15 protein-coding genes are annotated in these 19,931 nt (G+C 72.2%); 12 read left to right on the top strand and 3 right to left on the bottom strand.

Annotated features, from left to right (window positions below; translation table 11 throughout):
• Positions 1-96: 96 nt before the first annotated feature.
• The 4 genes from Phou_RS26545 to Phou_RS26560 all read left to right on the top strand — a co-directional run bounded on the left by Phou_RS26545 (position 97) and on the right by Phou_RS26560 (position 6,807).
• The gene (locus Phou_RS26545) at positions 97-3,003 is read left to right on the top strand and encodes a hypothetical protein (RefSeq protein WP_173060323.1); all 2,907 of its coding nucleotides are present in this window, start codon (positions 97-99) and stop codon (positions 3,001-3,003) included.
• A gap of 29 nt (positions 3,004-3,032) precedes the next feature.
• Positions 3,033-4,043, top strand: coding sequence for an S-methyl-5-thioribose-1-phosphate isomerase (mtnA, locus tag Phou_RS26550; protein WP_173060328.1), 1,011 nt, complete (start codon positions 3,033-3,035; stop codon positions 4,041-4,043).
• Positions 4,044-4,068: 25 nt separating this feature from the next.
• Positions 4,069-6,030, top strand: a complete 1,962-nt coding sequence (locus Phou_RS26555) for a bifunctional aldolase/short-chain dehydrogenase (RefSeq protein WP_173060331.1) — start codon at positions 4,069-4,071, stop codon at positions 6,028-6,030.
• Positions 6,031-6,150: 120 nt separating this feature from the next.
• A complete protein-coding gene (locus Phou_RS26560; RefSeq protein ID WP_173060334.1) occupies positions 6,151-6,807 on the top strand; it encodes a class I SAM-dependent methyltransferase in 657 nt (218 codons plus the stop codon).
• A 103-nt stretch (positions 6,808-6,910) separates the two neighbouring features.
• Here the strand turns inward: Phou_RS26560 and Phou_RS26565 are convergent, their stop codons facing one another.
• Positions 6,911-8,359, bottom strand: a complete 1,449-nt coding sequence (locus Phou_RS26565; RefSeq protein ID WP_173060337.1) for a cellulose binding domain-containing protein — start codon at positions 8,357-8,359, stop codon at positions 6,911-6,913.
• An 8-nt stretch (positions 8,360-8,367) separates the two neighbouring features.
• A complete protein-coding gene (locus Phou_RS26570; RefSeq protein WP_173060340.1) occupies positions 8,368-10,665 on the bottom strand; it encodes a cellulose binding domain-containing protein in 2,298 nt (765 codons plus the stop codon).
• 118 nt (positions 10,666-10,783) lie between these two features.
• On the opposite strand from Phou_RS26570, the gene Phou_RS26575 reads away from it, so the two are divergent.
• A complete protein-coding gene (locus Phou_RS26575; protein ID WP_218579208.1) occupies positions 10,784-11,608 on the top strand; it encodes an NAD-dependent epimerase/dehydratase family protein in 825 nt (274 codons plus the stop codon).
• A 406-nt stretch (positions 11,609-12,014) separates the two neighbouring features.
• Here the strand turns inward: Phou_RS26575 and Phou_RS26580 are convergent, their stop codons facing one another.
• Positions 12,015-12,821 (bottom strand): IclR family transcriptional regulator, encoded by an 807-nt coding sequence (locus tag Phou_RS26580; protein ID WP_173060346.1) that lies wholly within the window; start codon positions 12,819-12,821, stop codon positions 12,015-12,017.
• Positions 12,822-12,934: 113 nt separating this feature from the next.
• Between Phou_RS26580 and Phou_RS26585 the strand changes: the two genes are divergently transcribed.
• Genes Phou_RS26585 through Phou_RS26615 form a run of 7 tightly spaced genes read left to right on the top strand, consistent with a single transcriptional unit; the run spans position 12,935 to position 19,843 of the window.
• Positions 12,935-14,266 (top strand): ABC transporter substrate-binding protein, encoded by a 1,332-nt coding sequence (locus Phou_RS26585; protein WP_173060349.1) that lies wholly within the window; start codon positions 12,935-12,937, stop codon positions 14,264-14,266.
• Positions 14,266-15,207, top strand: a complete 942-nt coding sequence (locus Phou_RS26590; RefSeq protein WP_173060352.1) for a carbohydrate ABC transporter permease — start codon at positions 14,266-14,268, stop codon at positions 15,205-15,207. Before Phou_RS26585 ends, Phou_RS26590 begins: the two co-directional genes overlap by 1 nt.
• Positions 15,204-16,073: a carbohydrate ABC transporter permease gene (locus Phou_RS26595; RefSeq protein WP_218579209.1), complete on the top strand. Its 870-nt coding sequence runs from the start codon at positions 15,204-15,206 to the stop codon at positions 16,071-16,073. Before Phou_RS26590 ends, Phou_RS26595 begins: the two co-directional genes overlap by 4 nt.
• A complete protein-coding gene (locus Phou_RS26600) occupies positions 16,070-17,017 on the top strand; it encodes a 5-dehydro-4-deoxyglucarate dehydratase (RefSeq protein ID WP_246273874.1) in 948 nt (315 codons plus the stop codon). Before Phou_RS26595 ends, Phou_RS26600 begins: the two co-directional genes overlap by 4 nt.
• On the top strand, positions 17,014-18,261 hold the full coding sequence (locus Phou_RS26605) for a glucarate dehydratase family protein (protein ID WP_173060355.1): 1,248 nt from the start codon (positions 17,014-17,016) through the stop codon (positions 18,259-18,261). Before Phou_RS26600 ends, Phou_RS26605 begins: the two co-directional genes overlap by 4 nt.
• A complete protein-coding gene (locus Phou_RS26610) occupies positions 18,255-19,352 on the top strand; it encodes an alpha-amylase family protein (RefSeq protein WP_218579210.1) in 1,098 nt (365 codons plus the stop codon). Before Phou_RS26605 ends, Phou_RS26610 begins: the two co-directional genes overlap by 7 nt.
• The gene (locus tag Phou_RS26615; RefSeq protein WP_246273875.1) at positions 19,349-19,843 is read left to right on the top strand and encodes an aldehyde dehydrogenase family protein; all 495 of its coding nucleotides are present in this window, start codon (positions 19,349-19,351) and stop codon (positions 19,841-19,843) included. The genes Phou_RS26610 and Phou_RS26615 overlap by 4 nt, the downstream gene beginning before the upstream one ends.
• Positions 19,844-19,931 lie beyond the last annotated feature (88 nt).

The raw sequence follows: 19,931 nt of genomic DNA on the forward strand, positions 1-19,931 counted from the left end.
TCGTGGCCTGTCCTACAGCCAGCTCGACGCGCGGGCACGGGCGCTGCCCGCGCCGGGGGCCGGCTGCGGGCGCTGCCGCGTAGCACGCTCGGCGACATGCTCAACGGCAAGGTGCCGGCCAGGGAGACGCTGGTGACCTTCCTGGCGGTGTGCGGGGTCGGCGCGGCCGACGAGCAGCGGTGGCTGGCGGCGTGGCAGCGGGTCCGCGACGACGACCCGCGCCGCCCGCCGGGAGGCGTGCGGGTCCGCGACGCCTCGCCGAGGGAGCTGGGGGTACACGCGGCGATCCAGGGCCGCGCCGGCGACAGCGGTGAGCTTCCGGTGTACGTACCCCGTGATGTCGACGCAGGCCTGCGGGCGGCGGTGTCGGCAGGCGCGGAGCGGGGCTGCTTCCTGCTGCTGGTGGGGTCGTCGTCGGTGGGCAAGACGCGGTCGGCCTACGAAGCGGTCCTCGCGTGCGCGCCGGACTGGTGGCTGGTGCAGCCGGCGGACGCGGACGGCGTGTGGAGGCTGGCCGCCGCGCCGGTGCCGCGCACCGTCGTGTGGCTGGACGAGCTGCAGCGCTACCTCGGCGAGCGGGGGCTGGCCGCCGAGACGGTGCGCGAGCTGCGCCGCGCCGGCGCGGTCGTGATCGGCACGCTGTGGCCCGACGAGTACCTGGCCCGCACCGTCCCGCGTGCTCCGGGGACGGACGACCCGTACGCCGGCGACCGCGCGCTGCTGGACCTGGCCGAGGTCGTCGACGTTGCCGACACGCTCAGCGGTGAGGAACGGGGGCGCGCGGCCGCCCTCGCCGCCACCGACAGCCGCCTGCGGGTCGCGCTCGAGACGGCCGGTGCCGGGACGATCCAGGTACTGGCCGCGGGCCCGGCGCTGGTGCGCTGGTGGGAGCAGTCGCCCGACCCGTACGCCAAGGCGGTCATCACCGCGGCCGTCGACGCCCGCCGCCTGGGTGCGCGTACGCCGCTGACCACTGCCTTCCTGGCCGCCGCGGCCGCGGGCTACCTGACACCCGCCCAGTGGGCCACCGCCCCGCCCGGCTGGGTGGACGCCGCCCTGTCCTACGCGCTGACCCCGCTGCACGGGGCGGCCGCCACGCTCGCGCCGGTACCAGCGGCGGGCGGCGAGCCGGGCCGGATCGGTGGCTACGCGATCGCCGACTACCTGCTGCAGCACGCCCGCCGCACGCGCCGGGCGGCCTGCCTGCCGGCCGCCTGCTGGCAGGCCATGGTGGAGCACATCCACGATCGCGACGACACGCTGCGCCTTGCCGCCGCCGCCCAGGCGCGGATGCGCTACCTCTACGAAGAGCTCCTCTGCCGGCGCCTCGCGGCCGGCGACGCCGAGGCCGCCGACAGCCTGGCCACGCTGCTGGAGCGCCAGGATCGCATCGACGAGGCGGTCGCCGCACTCCGGCCGCACGCCGCCGGCACCCCCTACGCCGAAGACCACCTTGTCGACCTGCTCCTCGCACACGGCCGGGCGGACGAGGCGATCGCCGTGCTGTGGCCGCCGGACAGACCCAGTCGCGCTTCGTGGAGCGGTGCCGACAAGCTCGTCGAGCAACTGGTCCGGCTGGGCCGCGCGGAGCAGGCCGCCGCGGTGTTGCGGCCCCGCGCCGGCGCGGGTGATGCCGACGCCGCCTACCACCTTGCCGCGCTGCTGGTCCACCAGGGCCGCACCGGCGAGGCCATCACCGTGCTGCGGGCGCACAGCGGCGACTCGGACATCGACTCGCGGCTCGCCTCCCTGCTGGACCGGGAGGGGCGGAGCGAGGAGATCATCGACCTCATGCGGCCGCACATGGACGCCGGCGGCCCGGACAGCTCGCCGCACTTCGCGATGCTGCTCGCCGAGCACGGGCGCATCGACGAGCTGCGCCAGCGCGTCGCGGCCGGCGACGAGTGGGCGGTGCGGCCGCTCGCGGACTGGCTGGCCGACAACGCCTGCATCGAGGAGCTCACGGCACTTGTCGACAGCCGGCGCGCGTACGCGCCCCTCGACTACTCGGACTGGCTGACCGAGACGCTCTTCGAGCTGGGCCGGGTCGACGAGCTGCGGGTGCGGGCCGACGCGGGTGACCGCAGCGCGCCCTGGCGGCTCGCGGAGCTGCTCATCGCCCAGGGACGCATGCGGGACCTGCAAGAACGCGTCGAGGCCGGTGACCACGCCGCCACCTGGCGCCTCGCCCAGCACCTGGAGGGGCAGGGCCGGGTCGACGAGGCCATCGAGATGTTGCGGGCGTGGGGCGATGCCGCCGGCGCGGGTGGGCTGCTGGCCGGCCTGCTGGCCAAGCAGACACGCACTGCCGAGGCGATCGACGCGCTGCGGCCCTCCGTCGAGGCCGGCGACCTGACCGCCAGGCATGCGTTCGCCGACCTGCTCGTCAAGCACGGCCGTATCGACGAGCTGCGCCAGCGCGCCGGCGCCGGAGACGACTACGCGACCTGGCGGCTCGTTGACCTGCTGATCGGGCACGGCCAGCTCGACGAGGCCATCCACGCGCTTCAGGCCCTCGCCGGCACCGGCGACTGGCCCGCCAACCGGCGGCTGGACGAGCTGCTCGCCGACGAGGGGCGCCTCGACGCGCTGCGCGAACGCGCCGACGCCGGGCACGAGCAGGCCGCCCGGCGCCTGGCCGACCTGCTGGCCGGCCAAGGGGACATCGACGGGCTGCGGGCGCGCGCCGACGCCGGCGACTCGCACGCCCTCTGGCGGCTGCGCGACCTGCTCGCCGGACAGGGCCGTGCCGGCGAGCTGAAGGAACGCGCCGACGCCGGTGACCACGAGGCCGCGAAGCGGCTGACCAACCTGCTCGCCGAACAGGAGCGCATCGACGAGCTGCGGGCGGAGGTCGACGCCGGCACGCACGGCGCGGCCGAGCGGCTGATCGCCGCGATCACCGCGCGGGGAGGGCTCGATCGGTACAGCGCCGCGCACGTCAGCGCGTTCGGCTTCACGGCGGACGGCGCGGTGTGGTGTGAAGCTCGCCCTCCCGCGTAGGTTCGAGGTCCGACGCCTGGGGGGTCCACATGCGAACCATCGACTGGCGGCACGACCGGATCGTGGCGATCGACCAGACCCGGCTGCCGCACGAGCTCGTCCTGATGGAGATCGACACCGTCGAGGGCCTCGTCGACGCGGTCAAGCGGCTCGTGATCAGGGGTGCGCCCGCGCTCGGCGCCGCCGGTGCGCTCGGTGTCGCGCTCGCTGCGCGGCTCGGCCCCGGTGACCCGGCGATGGTGGCCACCGCCGCCGCGGCCATCCGCACGGCCCGGCCGACCGCGGTAAACCTCGCCTGGGGTGTCGACCGCGCCCTGGCGCGGCTGCCCGAGGGAAGCGAAGCGGTGGTGGCCGAGGCGCTGGCAGTGCTGGAGGAGGACGTCGCGTGCAACCGGGCGCTCAGCGCGCGCGGCGCCAGCTGGCTCACCGAGCGCGTCGGGGCGCCCCTCGCCGTACAGACCCACTGCAACGCCGGCTCCCTGGCGTGTGTCGAGTGGGGGACCGCCCTCGGTGTCGTGCGGGCCCTGCACGATCGTGGCGCGCTCGCCCACGTGTACGCGGCGGAGACCCGCCCCCTGCTGCAGGGCGCGCGGCTTACCGTGTGGGAACTGGCCCAGATGGGCGTCCCGCACACGCTGGTGGTCGACTCGGCGGCGGCCACCGTCCTCGCGCGAGGGTTGGCCACGGCCGTCGTCGTCGGCGCCGACCGCATCACGGCCAACGGCGACGTGATCAACAAGGTCGGCACCTACCCCTTGGCGCTGGCGGCGGCGCAGGCCGGGGTGCCGATGGTGGTGGCGGCGCCCGAGTCGACGATCGACCTGTCCACACCGACCGGCAACGATGTGGAGATCGAGGTGCGCGGGGGCGACGAGATCGTCCGGTGGGGTGGCGGTGAGGTCGCGCCGGCCGGTACCGGCACGCTCAACTTCGCCTTCGACGTGACGCCGGCGGCACTGGTCACCGCGATTGTCACCGAGCGTCGTGTCATCGAGCCCGCCACGGGCGGGCGCCCTGATTCCACCGTCACCGGCCAGTAGCCCGCACGCCGAAGGAGCCCGACCGATGCGCGACGCGTGGGACGCCGCGACCGCACCCGCTGCGGATCAGCCGCTCGCACAGCTCGTCCACGCCTCGCGCCTGCTCGGCCGGGAGCCGAGCCTGGTGCTGCACGGCGGCGGCAACACCTCGGTGAAGACGACGGTGACCGACCTGACCGGCGAGGCGGTCGACCTCCTGCACGTCAAGGGCAGCGGCTGGGACCTGGCGACGATCGAGGTGGCCGGCTTCGCCCCCTTGCGCCTCGACCGCCTGCGGCGGCTGTTGACGCTGGAGCGGCTCAGCGACACCGACATGATGAACGAGCTTCGCTGCGCCTCCATCGACGCGGCGGCGCCCGACCCGAGCGTCGAGACCCTCCTGCACGCCCTCCTGCCGCACCCCGCGGTCCTGCACAGCCACGCGGACGCCTTGCTGGCGCTGACGAACCAGCCCGACGGCGCCGAGATCGTCAAGGAGGTGTTCGGGGAGAGCGTCGTCGTCGTTCCGTACACGATGCCGGGTTTCGACCTGGCGCGCCGGTGCGCCGACATCGTGCCGCGGCGCCTGAGCCCGCAGACCGAGGGTGTGGTTTTGCTGCACCACGGCCTGTTCACCGTCGGTGTGGACGTCGAGGAGGCGTACCGCCGGCACATCGCGCTGATCACCCTCGCCGAGCGGCACATCGCCGATCACCCGCCGGTGGCGCGGACGCCCGCGGGGCTGCCACCGGTGGACCCGCTGCGGCTCGCGCGGCTGCGGCGGGAGGTGTCGGACGCCGCCGGCGCGCCCATGCTCCTCACCCGCTACAGCGATCCCGCGGTACAGGCGTTTCTGGAGCGCCCCGACCTCGGCGCGGTCGCCGCCCGCGGCCCCGTCACACCCGACCACGTGCTGCGCACGAAGCGGACGCCGCTGGTGGGCTCCGACGTCGCCGGGTACGTCCGGGACTACCGCCGCTACTTCGACGAGCACCGCGAGCGGCGGGGGGCCGCGCTGACCGCCCTCGATCCGGCGCCACGGGTGATCCTCGACCCGGAGCTGGGCCTGCTTACCGCCGGCCGGCGGGCCAGGGACGCCGGCATCGCGCAGGACATCTACCGGCACACCATCGGCGTCATCGAGATGGCCGAGGCGATCGGCAGGTACCAGGCGCTGCCCGCGGCCGACATATTCGACGTCGAGTACTGGGAGCTGGAGCAGGCCAAGCTGCGCGGCGGGCGGGCGGCGCCGGAGTTCACCGGCGAGGTGGCGCTCGTGACCGGCGCGGCCTCCGGCATCGGGCGCGCCTGCGCCGAGGCACTGCGGGCCCGGGGCGCGGCCGTCGTGGGGGTGGACGTCGACCCGCGGATCGCCGAATCCGGCGGCGAAGACCACCTCGGCGTCAGCGCCGACGTCACCGATCCGGAGGCCGTCGACGCCGCGGTCCGCCAGGCTGTGGACCGATTCGGGGGTATCGACATTGTCGTGGCCGCCGCGGGTGTCTTCCCGGACAGCCGGCGCCTCGCCGAACTGGACATGTCGACCTGGCGGCGCACGATGGCCGTCAACACCGACTCCATCGCCTACCTGTTCTCCCGCCTCCACCCCTACCTCGCGCTGGCTTCACGGGGTGGCCGTGCCGTCGTCGTGGCCTCCAAGAACGCCCCGGCACCGGGCCCTGGCGCGGCGCCGTACTCGGCGTCGAAGGCCGCGGTGGTCCAGCTCGCGAGGGTGGCCGCGCTCGAATGGGCCGCCGACGGCATCCGCGTGAACGTCGTGCATCCCGACGCCGTCTTCGACACAGCACTGTGGACGGACGAGATCCTCCAGGAGCGGGCCGGTCACTACGGCATGAGCGTCGAGGCGTACAAGCGGCGCAACCTGCTGCGCACGGAGATCACCAGCGCGCGCGTGGCGGAGCTTGTCGCGGTCATGTGCTCGGACGCTTTCGGCGCCACCACGGGCGCGCAGATCCCGATCGACGGCGGCAACGAACGCGTCATCTGACCGCCGCCGGAGTTTGCCAAAACCGCAAGATTGTTTGCCGCCTGCGGCGGTGTCGCGGAAGCTGGACGGCGAGCCCGTCGTCGAGCAGCCGCGGCTGCGCACCGGAAGGAAAGCGGCAACATGAGTGGACACGGACACCAGCTCACCGAGGACGAGGCGGCAGCCTTGTTCGAGCCGCCGAGCTGGGACGAGCGGTACTCCGGCCCGGAAAAAGTGTGGAGCGGAAACCCCAACCCGCAGCTTGTCGCCGAGGTGGCCGGGCTGGCGCCGGGCACCGCGCTCGACGTCGGCTGCGGCGAGGGCGGCGACGTGATCTGGCTGGCGCGCCAGGGCTGGACCGTCACCGGCGCCGACTTCTCCGCCAACGGCCTGGCCCGCGCCGCCCGGCACGCCGAGCAGGCCGGTGTCGCGGACCGCGTGGACTGGTGGCAGGTCGACGCGCGGACCTTCGCTGCCGGCGGCCGCTCCTACGACCTGGTCACCAGCCACTACCTGCATCCGCCGGACGGCGCGATCGTCGAGGTGGTCGGCCGCCTCGCCGAGGCCGTCGCGCCCGGCGGCCACCTGCTAGTCGTCGGCCACGAGCCGTCCGCGCACTTCACCCACCTGACCGAGAGCCATCGGCGGGCGATGTTCCTCGCCGAGCAGATGCTGCCCGGCCTCCCGGAGGACTTCGAGGCCCTGGTGGTCGAGCAGCGCCCGCGCACCGTCGTGCGGGACGGCGCGCCGGTCGACATCGGCGACTCGGTGCTGCTCGCCCGCCGCGGCGCAGCGTGACCGAACACAGTCCGGGAACCAGCGTGCCCATCGGCCTTCGCCTTCAGTGCCGAGATGCTGGCCCGGCACCTGCCGGGCCAGCACCGTGTGACGCCGGGGCCCGCTACGGGGTGACGGCGATGTTCGTCAGGGCCCGCACGGCGTTGGTCACCGTGTTGGAGGCGTAGACGACGTTGAGGTTGCCCGAGCATTTGGACGTCGACGTCACGTTGATCGCCCAGTTGCCGACGCCGCCCAGGTCGGAGCGGTTGTTGCGCCAGACGTTGCCGCACCCGTTGGCGAACGACGGCGTGGTGCTCGGGTTGTGTGTCTCGTACCCGTTGGCGAACGTGCCGGGGCTGCGGAAGGTGCCGGTGTTGTCCTCGATGACGTACCCGACGCCCTTCGCGTCGACCCACGAGTCGCCGGCGTTCTGTCCCGTGATGCCCCGGCCGTCGAACGTGTTGCCCCGGATCACGCCGTTGAACGTGCCTTCCTTGATGTCGATCGCTTCCGCGGCGACGTTCGGGCCGATGCGGTTGCCGATGACCTGTACCCGGTCGGAACGGTCGACGCCGCCGCTGTTGCCGTGGCAGGCCCAGTTGGAGTTGGCCGAGCCGATGTACACGCCCTCGCCGTACCCGGGCTGCACAAGGCCGGTGTTTTCGATGCGCGAGTTGCGGATGGCGCTGTCGGCGGACGAGCGGCGGAAGTGCACGGCCTCGTCCTCGACGTCGTGGACGTACACGCCGTCGATGGTGGTGTGGTGCGAGTTGTCGGCGACGATGCCCTTCTTCGACTCGGCGACGGTGAAGCCGGTCAGTGTCCAGTAGGGCGCGTTGTAAAGCCACAGGCCGTACCCGGAGTCCCAGCCGGCCGCCGGTACCGGGCAACTCGGCGCGGTGCCGGACGGGCCGTCGTTGATCAGGATCGCGTTCGACGGCCCGGTGAGCCGGATGGGGCTGGACGCCGTGCCGCCGGCGGTGGCGACGAACGAGCCCCGGTAGGTACCGGCGGCGAGGTTGATGGTCTGTCCCGGCCGTGCGAACGCCAGGGCGCTGCGCAGCTCGGCGGCCGTCGACACGTCCACCACCGGGCCGCTGGGTGGCGGCGTGGTCGGTGGCGGCGCGGTGGTCGGCGGTGGTGCCGTCGTGGGCGGGGCGGTGGTCGGCGCTGGCCCGCCGCCGGCGCAGGGGCGGCCGTCGATGGTGCAGTTGAGCGGCGTGCCGAGCCCGGAGACGTTGAACCCGAACGTCTCGCTGGCGCCGGGGTTGACATCGCCGTTGTACGTGGCGTTTGTGAACGTGTAGTGCTGGCCGTCGCGGGTGCGCACCGAGCTCCACGAGCTGGCGACGATCGAGCCGGCCGGCAGGTCGAACTCCACCCGCCAGGACGTCGACGCGGCGTCACCGGTGTTGCGGATGACGTAGTCGGCGCCGTACCCGGTGCTCCAGGTCGAGGTCTGTACGAACGTGGCGGTGAGCTGCGGCGCCGCGGCGTGCGCGGTGGCGGCGATGCCCACGGCCAGCGCGGTCGCGGATCCGATGGCCGCGGCGATGGCGAGTCTTCTCATGGCTGTCCTCAGCAGGGGAGGCCGTTGACACGGCAGTTGAGGGGGAGTCCGGTACCGCTTGCGTTGAACCCGAATTCCTCCGAGGCACCGGGGTTGATGTCGCCGTTGTACGTGGCGTTTGTGAACGTGTAGTGCTGGCCGTCGCGGGTGCGCACCGAGCTCCACGAACTCGACACGGTAGTGCCCGCCGGCAGGTCGAACTCGACTTTCCACGTGGTCGTCGCGCTCGTGCAGTTGTTGGTGATGACGTAGTCGGCGCCGTATCCGGTGGACCACGTGGACGTCCGGGTGAAGGTAGCGCGCAGGCACCCCACGGGCGGCTGCGAGGTCGATGGCACGGACGTGGGTGGCGCGGACGTGGGCGGTTGCGAGGTGGATCCGTTCAGGGACCGCAGGAACAGCGACTGCGCGGTGTCGGTCCTCGTCGCGTCCACACCGTGCCCGCCGGTGTAGTCGCGCCGCTCGTTGGCGGCCCAGTCGGCGATCGGTACGCCGCCGATGTCCAGGTGCTTGAAACCGCTGCCGTTCCAGCCGAACTGGTAAACGCGCGTGCGGTCCGGGTAGTAGGCCGTGAAGGCGGCGCCGGCGGTCACCTGCTTGGTCATCGCGTTGTTGAAGAAGACGTTGCGCGGGCCGGACGAGCCGGACCACTTCACGGCCTTCTTCCCGGCCGCCCACCAGATCGGAAACCAGGTCGAGGCGTCGACCCCGCCGCCGCCCTCCTCGCCGCAGTTTGCCGTGCAGCTGGCCGAGCGGTGTTCGTACGGCACGGTGACGGTGTTGTTCTCGAACAGGTTGTTGCGCTCCCAACCGCCGTGCAGGTTGAGGTCGGAGTCGAAGTCGTTGCCGACGGCGACGTTGCCGGACGCCGACCACTGGAACGTGAAGTGGCGCAGGTCGCGCGAGGTGTTGCCGGCGTAGAGCGAGTCCCACACGCGCGAGCCGCGGAAGTACCCGTTGCCGCCCTTGCCCTTGTTCCACGAGCCGTCCAGCTCGTTGTTGACGATCTGCAGCCGGTACGCCTCCTCGGTGACGATCGGGTGCGAGCCGGTCATCTCGGCGCGCACGCCCTTGACCCACGAGTCGGCCGCCCATTTGAAGACGATGCCGTGCATCTGGTACGCGGGTGCCATGTTGCCGTAGTTGTACTTCGCCGCCGCCCGGTTCAGGCCCGGCATGTCCTGGGTGAAGGAGAGGTTTTCGAAGCCGACGCCGACGACCGGGTCCACCAGCGGCGAGACCTTCGAGGCGTACGTGGCGCCGCCGATCGCGGGCGATCCGTCCGATGTGGAGTCGACGGGCACGTCGAACTCCAGCGGCTTGTCCACGGTGACTGTACGGGCCGAGGCGTCCACGGCGGTGACCGTGAGGATCTGCTGGCGCATGTGCTGGTTGAGCAGTGTCCCGTCGGACGGCGCGACATCCTGCTCGGCGTAGAACCTGACCGTGTTGGCAGCGCGGACGTTGACCAGCGCGCCGGCGGCGAGGTTGGCCAGCGAGCCGGAGCTCGCCAGGTAGATCGTGCGGTCGCCGGTACGCGCGGCGAACCCGGTGTCGCCGGGCTTGGCGCGCAGCGCGACGCCGACCTTCCAGTGGACGTTCACCGTCCCCTCGAAGATGTCCTTGCGGTTGGCGGGCGCGGCCGCGTGGTCGCCGGCGTAGGAGGAGTGCACGCCGCGGGACTGGACCCGGAACATGCCGCGGCCGGGCCACAGCCAGCCGCCCTTGCCCTGTCCCGAAGTCATCCCGTCTTCGTCCCAGTCGGAGCCGTCGGCGGTGAGCGTGTCGTAGGCGGTGTTCGCGTCGGGCCGGTAGACGAGGCGCGTGGCGTCCGTCCCGGTGCCGGAGCCGGTGCCGCGCAGGATCAGGTAGTCGGCGTCGACGTGGATCTCGCGGGTGACGTTGAGCGTGCCGGCGGGCAGGGACAGCAGGCTCAGCCTGGAGTGCGAGGCCGACGGGCTGCAGCCAGACTTGATCGCGTCGATCGCGGCCTGGATGCCGGTGGTGTCGTCCGTGCCGTCGTTCGGGCGCACGCCGTACTGCGTGTCGAGCTCGGCGGCCGTGATCTGGCACGCCGCGTTCGGGTTGATGCTGGCGGCGCCAGGCAGGTCGGCGCCGCCGCGGTACCCGGCCTTCGTCCAGTCGTAGAGCCCGGCGACTGGCGGGCGCCGGTTTGCGGCGGACAGGTTGAGGTTGGTGAGCGCTCCGGGGCCGGCCCGGGCGCTGGAGGTCTGGGCCAGGTAGACGATGCTCGCCGAGGCGAGCAGCAGGGCAGCCGCGGGAAGGACGAGGGCTCTTCGGAACATCGGAAACCTCCGGGCTTAACAGCTCAGTAATGCGCTAGTAAAGTGAACGGCGTCCAGCGCGTCAATAGGCGTCCGTGATTAGATTTAGCATCCACATATGTGGACAGGAGGAGGCGGGTTGCAGCGCATTCTCATCACCGGTGGCGCGGGCAAGGTGGCGGCGCTGCTGCGGGCGCGGCTGGCCCGACCGGGCCGTGCGCTGCGGCTGCTCGACGTGCGCACGGCCGCGCCGGTCGAGCACGCGGGGCAGGAGGAGGAGGAGGTCGTCGTGGCCAGCGTCGACGACCTCGAGGCCATGACCCTGGCGTGCAAGGACGTCGACGCCGTCGTCCACCTGGGTGGACTGGCCAAAGAGGACACCGTGGAAAACGTGTTGCGGGTCAACGCCTACGGCACGTTCTGCGTGCTGGAGGGGGCCCGCCTGGCCGGCGTGCGCCGGGTCGTGCTCGCGTCGTCAAACCACGCCGTGGGGTTCGAGGAGGTCGCCGGCCGCACCGAGGTGCCGGCCGACATCCCGGGCCGGCCCGACACGATGTACGGCTGGAGCAAGGTGGCCGGCGAGGCGGCCGGGCGCCTCTACGCGGACCGGTTCGGGATGCACGTGTTGTGCCTGCGCATCGGCCTGTGGGTCGCGGTGCCGCCCGGGCTGCGAGGGCTGGCGATGTGGCTGTCGCCGGACGACGGCGCACGGCTGGTCGAGGCGTGCCTGTCGGCGCCGGATCCGGGCTTTCGGCTTGTGTGGGGGATCAGCCGCAACACCCGGCGCTGGTGCTCACTGGCCGAGGGCGAGGCGATCGGGTACTTCCCGCAGGACGACGCCGAGCGCTTTCTGGACGACCTCGTCGCCCGGCACGGCGCGCCCGACTTCGCGCACGACCCGGCCCTGCGCCGCGTCGGCGGCCCGTGGTGCGAGATCCCGCTCGGCCAGCGCTGCGTGACCTAGCAGACGCGAGCTACCGCGACGCCCGCGGTGGTCCGGACCGTCGCTCCCGCGGCCTCACCCTCCGCGGTGGCCCAGCTAACCCCGCTCCCGCAAATCGTGAAGTGGGGGTCGGTGCGAGCTTCGAATCTTGGTGAGTTAGCGCGCGATTTCGACGCGCGACGCCAACTTGCCAAGATCTGCCGGAGCGGGCTCCTGGGATGAGCTGGGCGACTGCGGAGAGTGAGGGTGACGGCAGGGGTGAACAAACGGTCTGGACCGCACTGGTTCCTTGGGGACCCGGGTTTAGCTCGCCCACTGCGGAGGGTGAGGCCGCGGGAGCAACGGTCTGGACCACGACGGGCGTCGCGGTAGCCCGGATCTGTTTCGAATTGGGTCTTATGAAACGCCCACCTGGCGCCGAAGGTCTCTAGCGGATGCCGGCGCGGCGCAGGGCCGCGGCCAGGAGGCCGGTGTGGCGGGTCAGGGCGTCGGCGATGCGGTCGACCTCGTCGGCGTCGGCGAGCTTGGCCGGCATCGAGCAGCTGATCGCGTCGGTGGCCGGGATGCGGTAGTCGACCGGGACGGCGATGCAGGCCACGCCCTCGGTGCCCTGCTCGCGCTCGAACGCCCAGCCGCGCGCCCTGACCGCCTCCAGCTCGGCGTAGAGCTCGTCCTTGTCGGTGATCGTGTTGACGGTCAGCGCGTCGAGCCGCTCCGGCAGGACGGCCTCGACCTCGGCCTGGGTCAGGCAGGACAGCAGGCACTGCCCGAGCGCGGTCACGTGCGCCGGCAGGCGGCGGCCGACGCGTGAGACGACCGACGTGCCGCCGCGCGACTCGCGGCTGGCCAGGTAGAGCACGTGCGCGTCGTCGCGGCGCGCGTAGTGCATCGTGTGGCCCAGCTCGGCGCGCAGGTCTTCCAGCGTCGCGTAGGCGAAGGGGAGGGCCGGGTCGCGGTCGAGGTAAGCGGTGCCGGACAGCAGCGCGTGCGGCCCGACGCCGAACGCCGAGCCGCTGGTGTCGGCCTCGACCCACTTCATCTCGCGCAGCGTGCGGATCAGGGCGTGCAGGCTGGATCGGGGATACCCCATCCGCTCCTGCAGCTCGGCGATCGTGAGCCGGGTGGGTGACGCGGCGAGTGCCTCGAGGATCCGGACCGTCCGCTCCGCGGACTTGACCAGCGAAGTGTCGGATCCGGTCTGGTCCTCATTGGAGTCCCGGCGCCTGGCTGCCATGTGCGATCCCCTGCCCCCAGTGTGTTGACGGCCATGTTACAGGACGTTAGCTTGTCTGTGCATGCCTTCACATGCAGAGATAGCGTCCACATATATGGACAGGAGGCAAGGAAGTGTCTGGACGGCACCCCACGCTCGGACTTGTCGCCCTGCTCGCATTCGCGAGCCTGCTGGCCGCCTGCGGCGCGGACGCGGACCCCGCCGCGGATCAGGACGCCGGCGCGCAGCTGGAGATCTGGGTGCGCAAGCCCCCGGGCTCCAACACGGAGAAGACCACCAAGGAGCTCGCGGCGACGTTCACCGCGAAATCCGGTGTACCTACCCACGTGACCGCGCTGTTCGACGACTTCGAAACCAAGCTGCAGCAGGCCGCCGCGCAGAAGCAGCTGCCGGACGTGGTCATCAACGACACCGCGCAGCTCGGCTCGCTCGTCAAGCAGGGCCTCGTGCGCGAGGTCGACCGCAACACCATCGCGGGCCACGACAAGCTCACCCCCGCCTCCTGGGACGCCGCGAAGGGCGCCGACGGCAAGTTCTACGGCGTGCCCAACAGCGCGCAGTCGTTCGCCCTGTTCATCCGCAAGGACTGGCGGGACAAGCTGGGCCTCGCCGCGCCGAAGACGTGGGCCGAGCTGGACGCGCTCGCGGCCGCCTTCACCACCAAGGACCCGGACGGCAACGGCAAGGCCGACACCTACGGCTACGTCGTGCCCGGATCCACCAAGCGCGGCTACATCTCGTGGTACTTCACGAGCTTCCTGTGGGCCGGCGGCGGCGACTACTTCACCGAGAAGGACGGCAAGTTCACCCCGGCGATCGCGAGCGACAAGTCGGTCGCGGCGGTCGAGTGGTTCAAGGCCCAGTTCTGCGCGGCCAAGACAGTCGCGCCAGGCGCGGTGACGATGGAGACCACGCAGGCGCACCCGGTCTTCGAGACCGGCAAGGCCGGCATCTACTTCACCGGGCCGTACAACATGGCCCGCTTCGACAAGAACCTTGGCGCCGACAAGTACGAGGTCGTGCCGGCCCCGCCCGGTCCCGACGGCACCTCGGCCTCGCTGGCCGAGGGCGAGAACATCTACCTGATGGCCGGCTCGAAGAACCAGGCCGGGCAGGAGAAGTTCGCCGAGTTCGCCATCTCCGTCGAGGGACAGACCCTCGGCATGGCCGGCGACACCGACGGCAACATCGTCCGGCTGCCGGTCAACTCCGAGGTGACGCTCGCCTCGGTACGCAAGGACACCCGCTGGGCGGTCTTCGACAAGGTCTACAAGGACGTCGGTCGGTACACCCCCACCGTGCCCGACTGGACCCCGTTCCGGCAGGCGTCATCCGACACGATCAACGCCATCGTCGCCGACTGCGGCTCGGACACCAAGCGGGAGCTCACCGAGCTGGCCTCGACGTTCCAGCAGGAGCTGACCAAGCAGGACGCGGCGGGCTGATGGCGGCCATCGCACCGCCGCGGGCAGGGGTGCGCCGCACCCCTGCCCCGGCTCCGCCCGGCACCCGGCGCGTGCGGATGCGCGCCGGCCTCGTTCCCTGGGTCTTCCTGGCACCGGCGCTGATCCTGTTCACGCTCTTCAAGTTCGTGCCGATGGCCCGCGCCATCGAGATGAGCCTCTACGAGGTGCGGCCGTACCTCGGCGACCGTTGGGTCGGCGCCGACAACTACCGGCAGGTCGTCACCGACGACACGTTCCTGGCCGCGATCTGGCACACGGTACTGCTGGCCGTCGGCCAGACCGGCGGCTCGATCGTCATCGGCCTGATCCTCGCGCTGCTCGTCGAAGGCCAGGCCAAGAGCCTGTGGTTCGTGCGCACCGCGGTGTTTCTGCCGACGGTGGCCGCCATGGCCGTCGTCGCCGAGGTCTGGCGCATCCTGTACTACCCGGCGGCCGACGGCACGATCAACAGCATCCTGGGCTGGGTGGGGCTCGGGCCTTCGCAGTTCCTCAACTCGCAGGACACGTCACTGTGGTCGGTCATGGCCGTCGGCATCTGGCGCGGCGCGCCGTACGACATGATGATCTTCATTGCGGGCCTCGCCGGCGTCGACCGGACCCTCTACGAGGCCGCGTCGGTCGACGGGGCCAGCGGCTGGCGGCGCCTGTGGCACGTGACGTTTCCCGCGCTGCGGCCGGTCTTCGCCATCCTGCTCACCCTCGCCGCGATCCGCGGCATGCGGGTGTTCACCGAGGTCTTCCTGCTCACCAACGGCGGTCCCAACGGCTCGACCGAGGTGCTCATGACGCTCATCTACAAGCTCGGCCTCGAACGCAACGAGCTCGGCGTCGCCGCCGCCGGTTCGGTGGTGCTGCTGCTGGCCACAGTGGTGCTCACCCTCGCGGTCCAGTACGGCCGAGCCCGGAGGGCGGACCGGTGAAGGCGTCGCGCCACGACACCGCCCTCGGCTTCGCCGACCTGTCCGGCGTACCGGCCCGCATCGTCCGGTTCGTCGTGTACACCGCGATGGTGCTGGTCTTCGCCGGACCGCTGCTCGCACTGCTGGTCAGCGCGTTCGGCGCGGTGCAGGACCCGACCGGCTTCACGCTCATCCCGCGGCGGCTCACGCTCGACAACTTCCGCGCCGCGATCGAGCAGGACGTCCTGAAGTACCTGCTGAACTCCTTCATAGTCGTCGGCGGGGGACTGCTGCTGCAGATCCTGGTGAGCATCTCCGCGGCGTACGCGCTGGCCCGCAAGCGCTTCCCAGGCATGCGACTTGTGTTCCTGCTGATCCTGTCGACGATGATGCTGCCCGAGGAGATCCTCGCGATCCCGCTGTCGCTGGTCCTCGCCGACGTGCCGGTCGTACACGTCAACCTCATCGGCAGCCTGTTCGGCATGATCGTGCCGGTCGGCGCCTGGGCGTTCTCGATCCTGGTGATGACCGAGTTCATGCGCGAGATCCCGATCGAGCTGGAGGAGGCCGCGCGCATCGACGGCGCCGGGGACCTGCGCATCTTCTGGTCGGTCGTGCTGCCGCTGTGCCGTCCCGCGCTCGGCGTGATCGGCATCTTCGGCTTCAACATGATCTGGGACCAGTACATGCTGCCGCTGCTCGTCGCGCGGGACTCGGCCCAGTTCACGCTCCCGCTGGCACTGCGCAGCCTGCGCGCGGACGAACAGGTCGGCGTCGGCGTGGTGCTCGCCGCCGCGCTGCTCGCGCTGCTGCCGTCGGTCGTCGCGTTCCTTGGCTTCCAGCGCCAGTTCATGCGGGGCCTCACATCCGGCGCCGTCAAGGGATGAAGGGACATTCGCTCATGCGCCTCCACGGCCTGCTGTCGTTTCCACTGACGCCGTTCACCGAGGACGGCAAGGTCAACCTCGCCGTGCTCGCCGACCACATCGAACGGCAGCTGGCCGCGGGACCGTCCGGGCTGTTCGTGGCCTGCGGCACCGGCGAGTTCACCAGCCTGTCGACGCAGGAGTACCGGGACGTGGTCGGCACGGTCGTGCGGGTGGCCGCGGGCCGCGCCCCGGTGTTCGCCGGTACCGGCGGCGGGCCCCAACTGGCGCGCGACTTCGCCGCCGCGGCCGCCGAGGCCGGCGCCGACGGCCTGCTGCTGCTCCCGCCGTACCTCGTCAGCTCCACGCCGGCCGGCCTCGTCGAACACGTCCGGTTCGTGGCGGAGGCGACCGGCCTGCCGATCACCGTGTACCAGCGCGGAAACGCCGTGCTCGACCCGGCCGCCGCCGTGGCGCTGCTCGACGTGCCGACCGTGGTCGGGATCAAGGACGGCCGCGGTGATGTCAGCGCGATGCTGCAGCTGGTCACCGCGATCCGCGCCAGCGGGCACCCGCGAGCCGCCGAGTTCGGCTTCCTCAACGGGCTGCCCACCGCCGAGCTGTCCGTCCAGGCGTACCGGGCCATCGGCGTCGACAGCTACTCCTCGGCCGTGCTGTGCTTCGTGCCCGACATCGCCACCGCCTTCTACCGGGCCGTCGAGACCGGCGACAGCGCTGCCACCCAGGCCCTGCTCGCGGCGTTCTACCTGCCGTTCGTGGCGCTGCGCGACCTGGTGCCCGGCTACGCCGTCGCCCTGGTCAAGGCCGGCGCGCGGCTGGAAGGCCTGGACGTGGGCGCGGTGCGGCCGCCGCTGGTCGACGCCACACCCGAGCACGTGGAACGCCTCGCCGCGACAATCGAGGCCGGTCGCGCGGCGCTGCGCGGGCTGAGGAGGGCGGCATGAGGATCGTCGACGCGGTGGTCACGCCGATCGCGTTTCCCGACCCGCCGCTGCTGAACTCCGCGGGCGTGCACGAGCCGTGGGCGCTGCGCACGATCGTCGAGCTCTCCTGCGGCGACGGCCTCATCGGCCTGGGGGAGACCTACGGCGACGCGCCGCACCTCGAACTTGTACGTAAGGCCGCGGTGGCGCTCGCCGGCGCCGACCCGTTCGATCTCACCGCGATCCGCCGGACGGTGACGGTCGCGGTGGCCGGGCAGGACGCCGCCGACCGGCACGGGCTGACCGGCCTGCCCGACACGGTGGCGAAGGTGTTCGCGCCGTTCGAGGTCGCCTGCCTGGACCTGCAGGCGCGGTCGATCGGAAGGCCGGTGTACGCGCTGCTGGGCGGGCGCTGCCGGGACTCGGTCGCGTTCTCCGCCTACCTCTTCTACAAGTGGGCCGGCCACCCCTCGGCGCCGCCCGACGCGTTCGGCCCGGCGCTCGATCCGGACGGGATCGTGGCGCAGGCGCGGATGCTCGTCGACCGGTACGGGTTCCGGTCGATCAAACTCAAGGGCGGCGTCTTCGAACCGGGGGCCGAGGTCGAGGCGATCCAGGCGCTGCGCACCGCCTTTCCGGAGCATCCGCTGCGGCTCGACCCCAACTGCGCCTGGTCGGTCGCCACGTCGCACTCGGTCGCCGCGTCGACGGCCGGGCTGCTGGAGTACCTCGAAGACCCGACTCCGGGCATCGAAGGCATGGCCGAGGTCGCCCGGGAGGCGGCGATGCCGCTGGCCACGAACATGTGCGTCGTCCGCTTCGCCGACATCCGACCCGCGTTCACCCAGGGCGCGGTCGGTGTCGTGCTCGCCGACCACCACTACTGGGGCGGCTTGCGCGCCTCGGCCGACCTGGCCCGGATCTGCGACACGTGGGGCGTCGGCGTCTCGATGCACTCCAACAGCCACCTCGGGATCAGCCTCGCCGCCATGGTCCAGCTCGGCGCCGCCCTGCCCAACCTCACGTACGCGGCGGACACGCACACCCCCTGGCAGGATGGGCTCGACGTCGTCACCGCGCCACTGCCCATTGTGGATGGAGCGGTCGCGGTGCCGGACGGGCCGGGCCTCGGCGTCGAGCTGGACCGCGACACGCTGGCCCGCCTGCACGAAAACTACCTGCGCTGCGGGGTGCGGGTCCGCGACGACACCGCGTACATGCGCACCTTCGATCCGGCGTTCCGGAAGCTGCGCCCGCGGTGGTGACCCTCAGCGGCCACGCGTACTGCTGGGATGTGCTCGGCGACCCGGCGTTCGCGGACCGGGCCGCCGACCTCGGCCTCGACTTCGTCACCCTCGCCGCCGCGTACCACAGTGTCCGCGCCGCGACCCCGCTGCACCCGCGCCACCAGGTTGTCGACGCCCGGTACGCGGTGCTCTACCGGCCGGTGCGCGAGTCCGTCTGGCGCGGCCGGCGGCTGCGGCCACTCGCGCCGGACTGGATGGACGGCCCGGACCCGTTCCGCGCGGCGGCCTCGGCGCTGTCGGTGCGCGGGATCGAGGTCGCGGCGTGGGTGGTGCTCACCCACAACAGCCGGCTGGGCACCGCGCACCCGGACCTCGCGGTGGTCAACTGCTTCGGCGACCCGTACCGCCACGCGCTCTGCCCGTCCTGGGAGGAGGTCCGCGACTACGCGGCGCTGCTGGCCGCCGAGGCGATCCGCGACGTGCCGGTGGCCGCGGTCTCCCTGGAGGCGTGCGGGCAGCTCGGTGTCGTGCACGCCGCCCACCACGACAAGACCGCCGGCGCCTGGAGCGAGCAGGCACGGCGCTGGCTGTCGGTGTGCTGCTGCCCCGCCTGCCGACGCGGCTGGGACGCGGCGGGCGCCGACCCCGAGCGGATCGTGGCGCAGCTGCGCGCAGGGGTGCGAGCCGGAACACCGGTCGACGACGCCGAGACCATAGTGGACAGCCGGCTGCGCGCGGCGGAGACGTTGCGTGCCCAGTGCGTCGCCGCACTCGGTGGCACACCCGTGATCCTGCACGCCAGCGTCGATCGGTGGGCCACCGGCCCGTCACCCGGCCGCGCCGCGGCGACGCCTGGCCGGCTGCTGCTCAACGCGTGGGCCGTCTCGCCCGAACCGGTCCGCGCGGTCCGGACGGCGGTCCAGCGCGGCGACACGGTACACGCGTACGTCACCGCGCTCGCGCCAACCTCCACATCGGACCTTCCCGAACACGTCCTGCGGCTCGTCGACGCCGGAGCCAGCGGCATCAACCTCTACCACCTCGGCCTCGCACCACCGCAGGGCCAGCAGGCCATGCGCGCGGTCGCGAAGATACTGGAGCGAACGTGAGCCACGCCCTGCACGACGTCGCCGACGCCCTCGACGCCGCGCGCGACCCGGTGCTCAAGGTCACGGCCGCCGAGACCGGGCTCACCGGGGCCCGGCTGGCCGCGGAGCTTGACCGGACCACCGGCCAGCTGCGCCTGCTCGGCGAGGCCGCCGCCGGCGCCCGCCAGCTGATCCGCTCACCACGGGCCGCGCCGGACGGTGCCGACATCACCCGGGTACAGGTGCCGATAGGCCCGGTGGCGGTGTTCGCCGCGCCCAACTTCCCGCTCACCTTCGGCGTGCTCGGCGGCGACACCGCGTCCGCCCTGGCGGCCGGCTGCCCGGTCGTCGTCAAGGCCCATCCCGCGCAGCCCGAAACGGCCGACCTGCTCGCCGGCATCGCCGCCACCGTCCTCACCCCGGACACCTTCCGGCTCGTCCACGGCGGCCCGGACGCGTCGCTCGCGCTGGTCCGCGACCCGGCCATCCGGGCCGTCGCCTTCACCGGATAAGGTCCTACCCCGGTCCGCCTAAGGTCCTTCGTGGACGCCGCGTAGGAGATCTTCCGATGTGGAGGCCGCCGAGCCCGTGCGACCGTTG

This window comes from Phytohabitans houttuyneae (genome assembly GCF_011764425.1).
GTDB lineage: Bacteria > Actinomycetota > Actinomycetes > Mycobacteriales > Micromonosporaceae > Phytohabitans > Phytohabitans houttuyneae.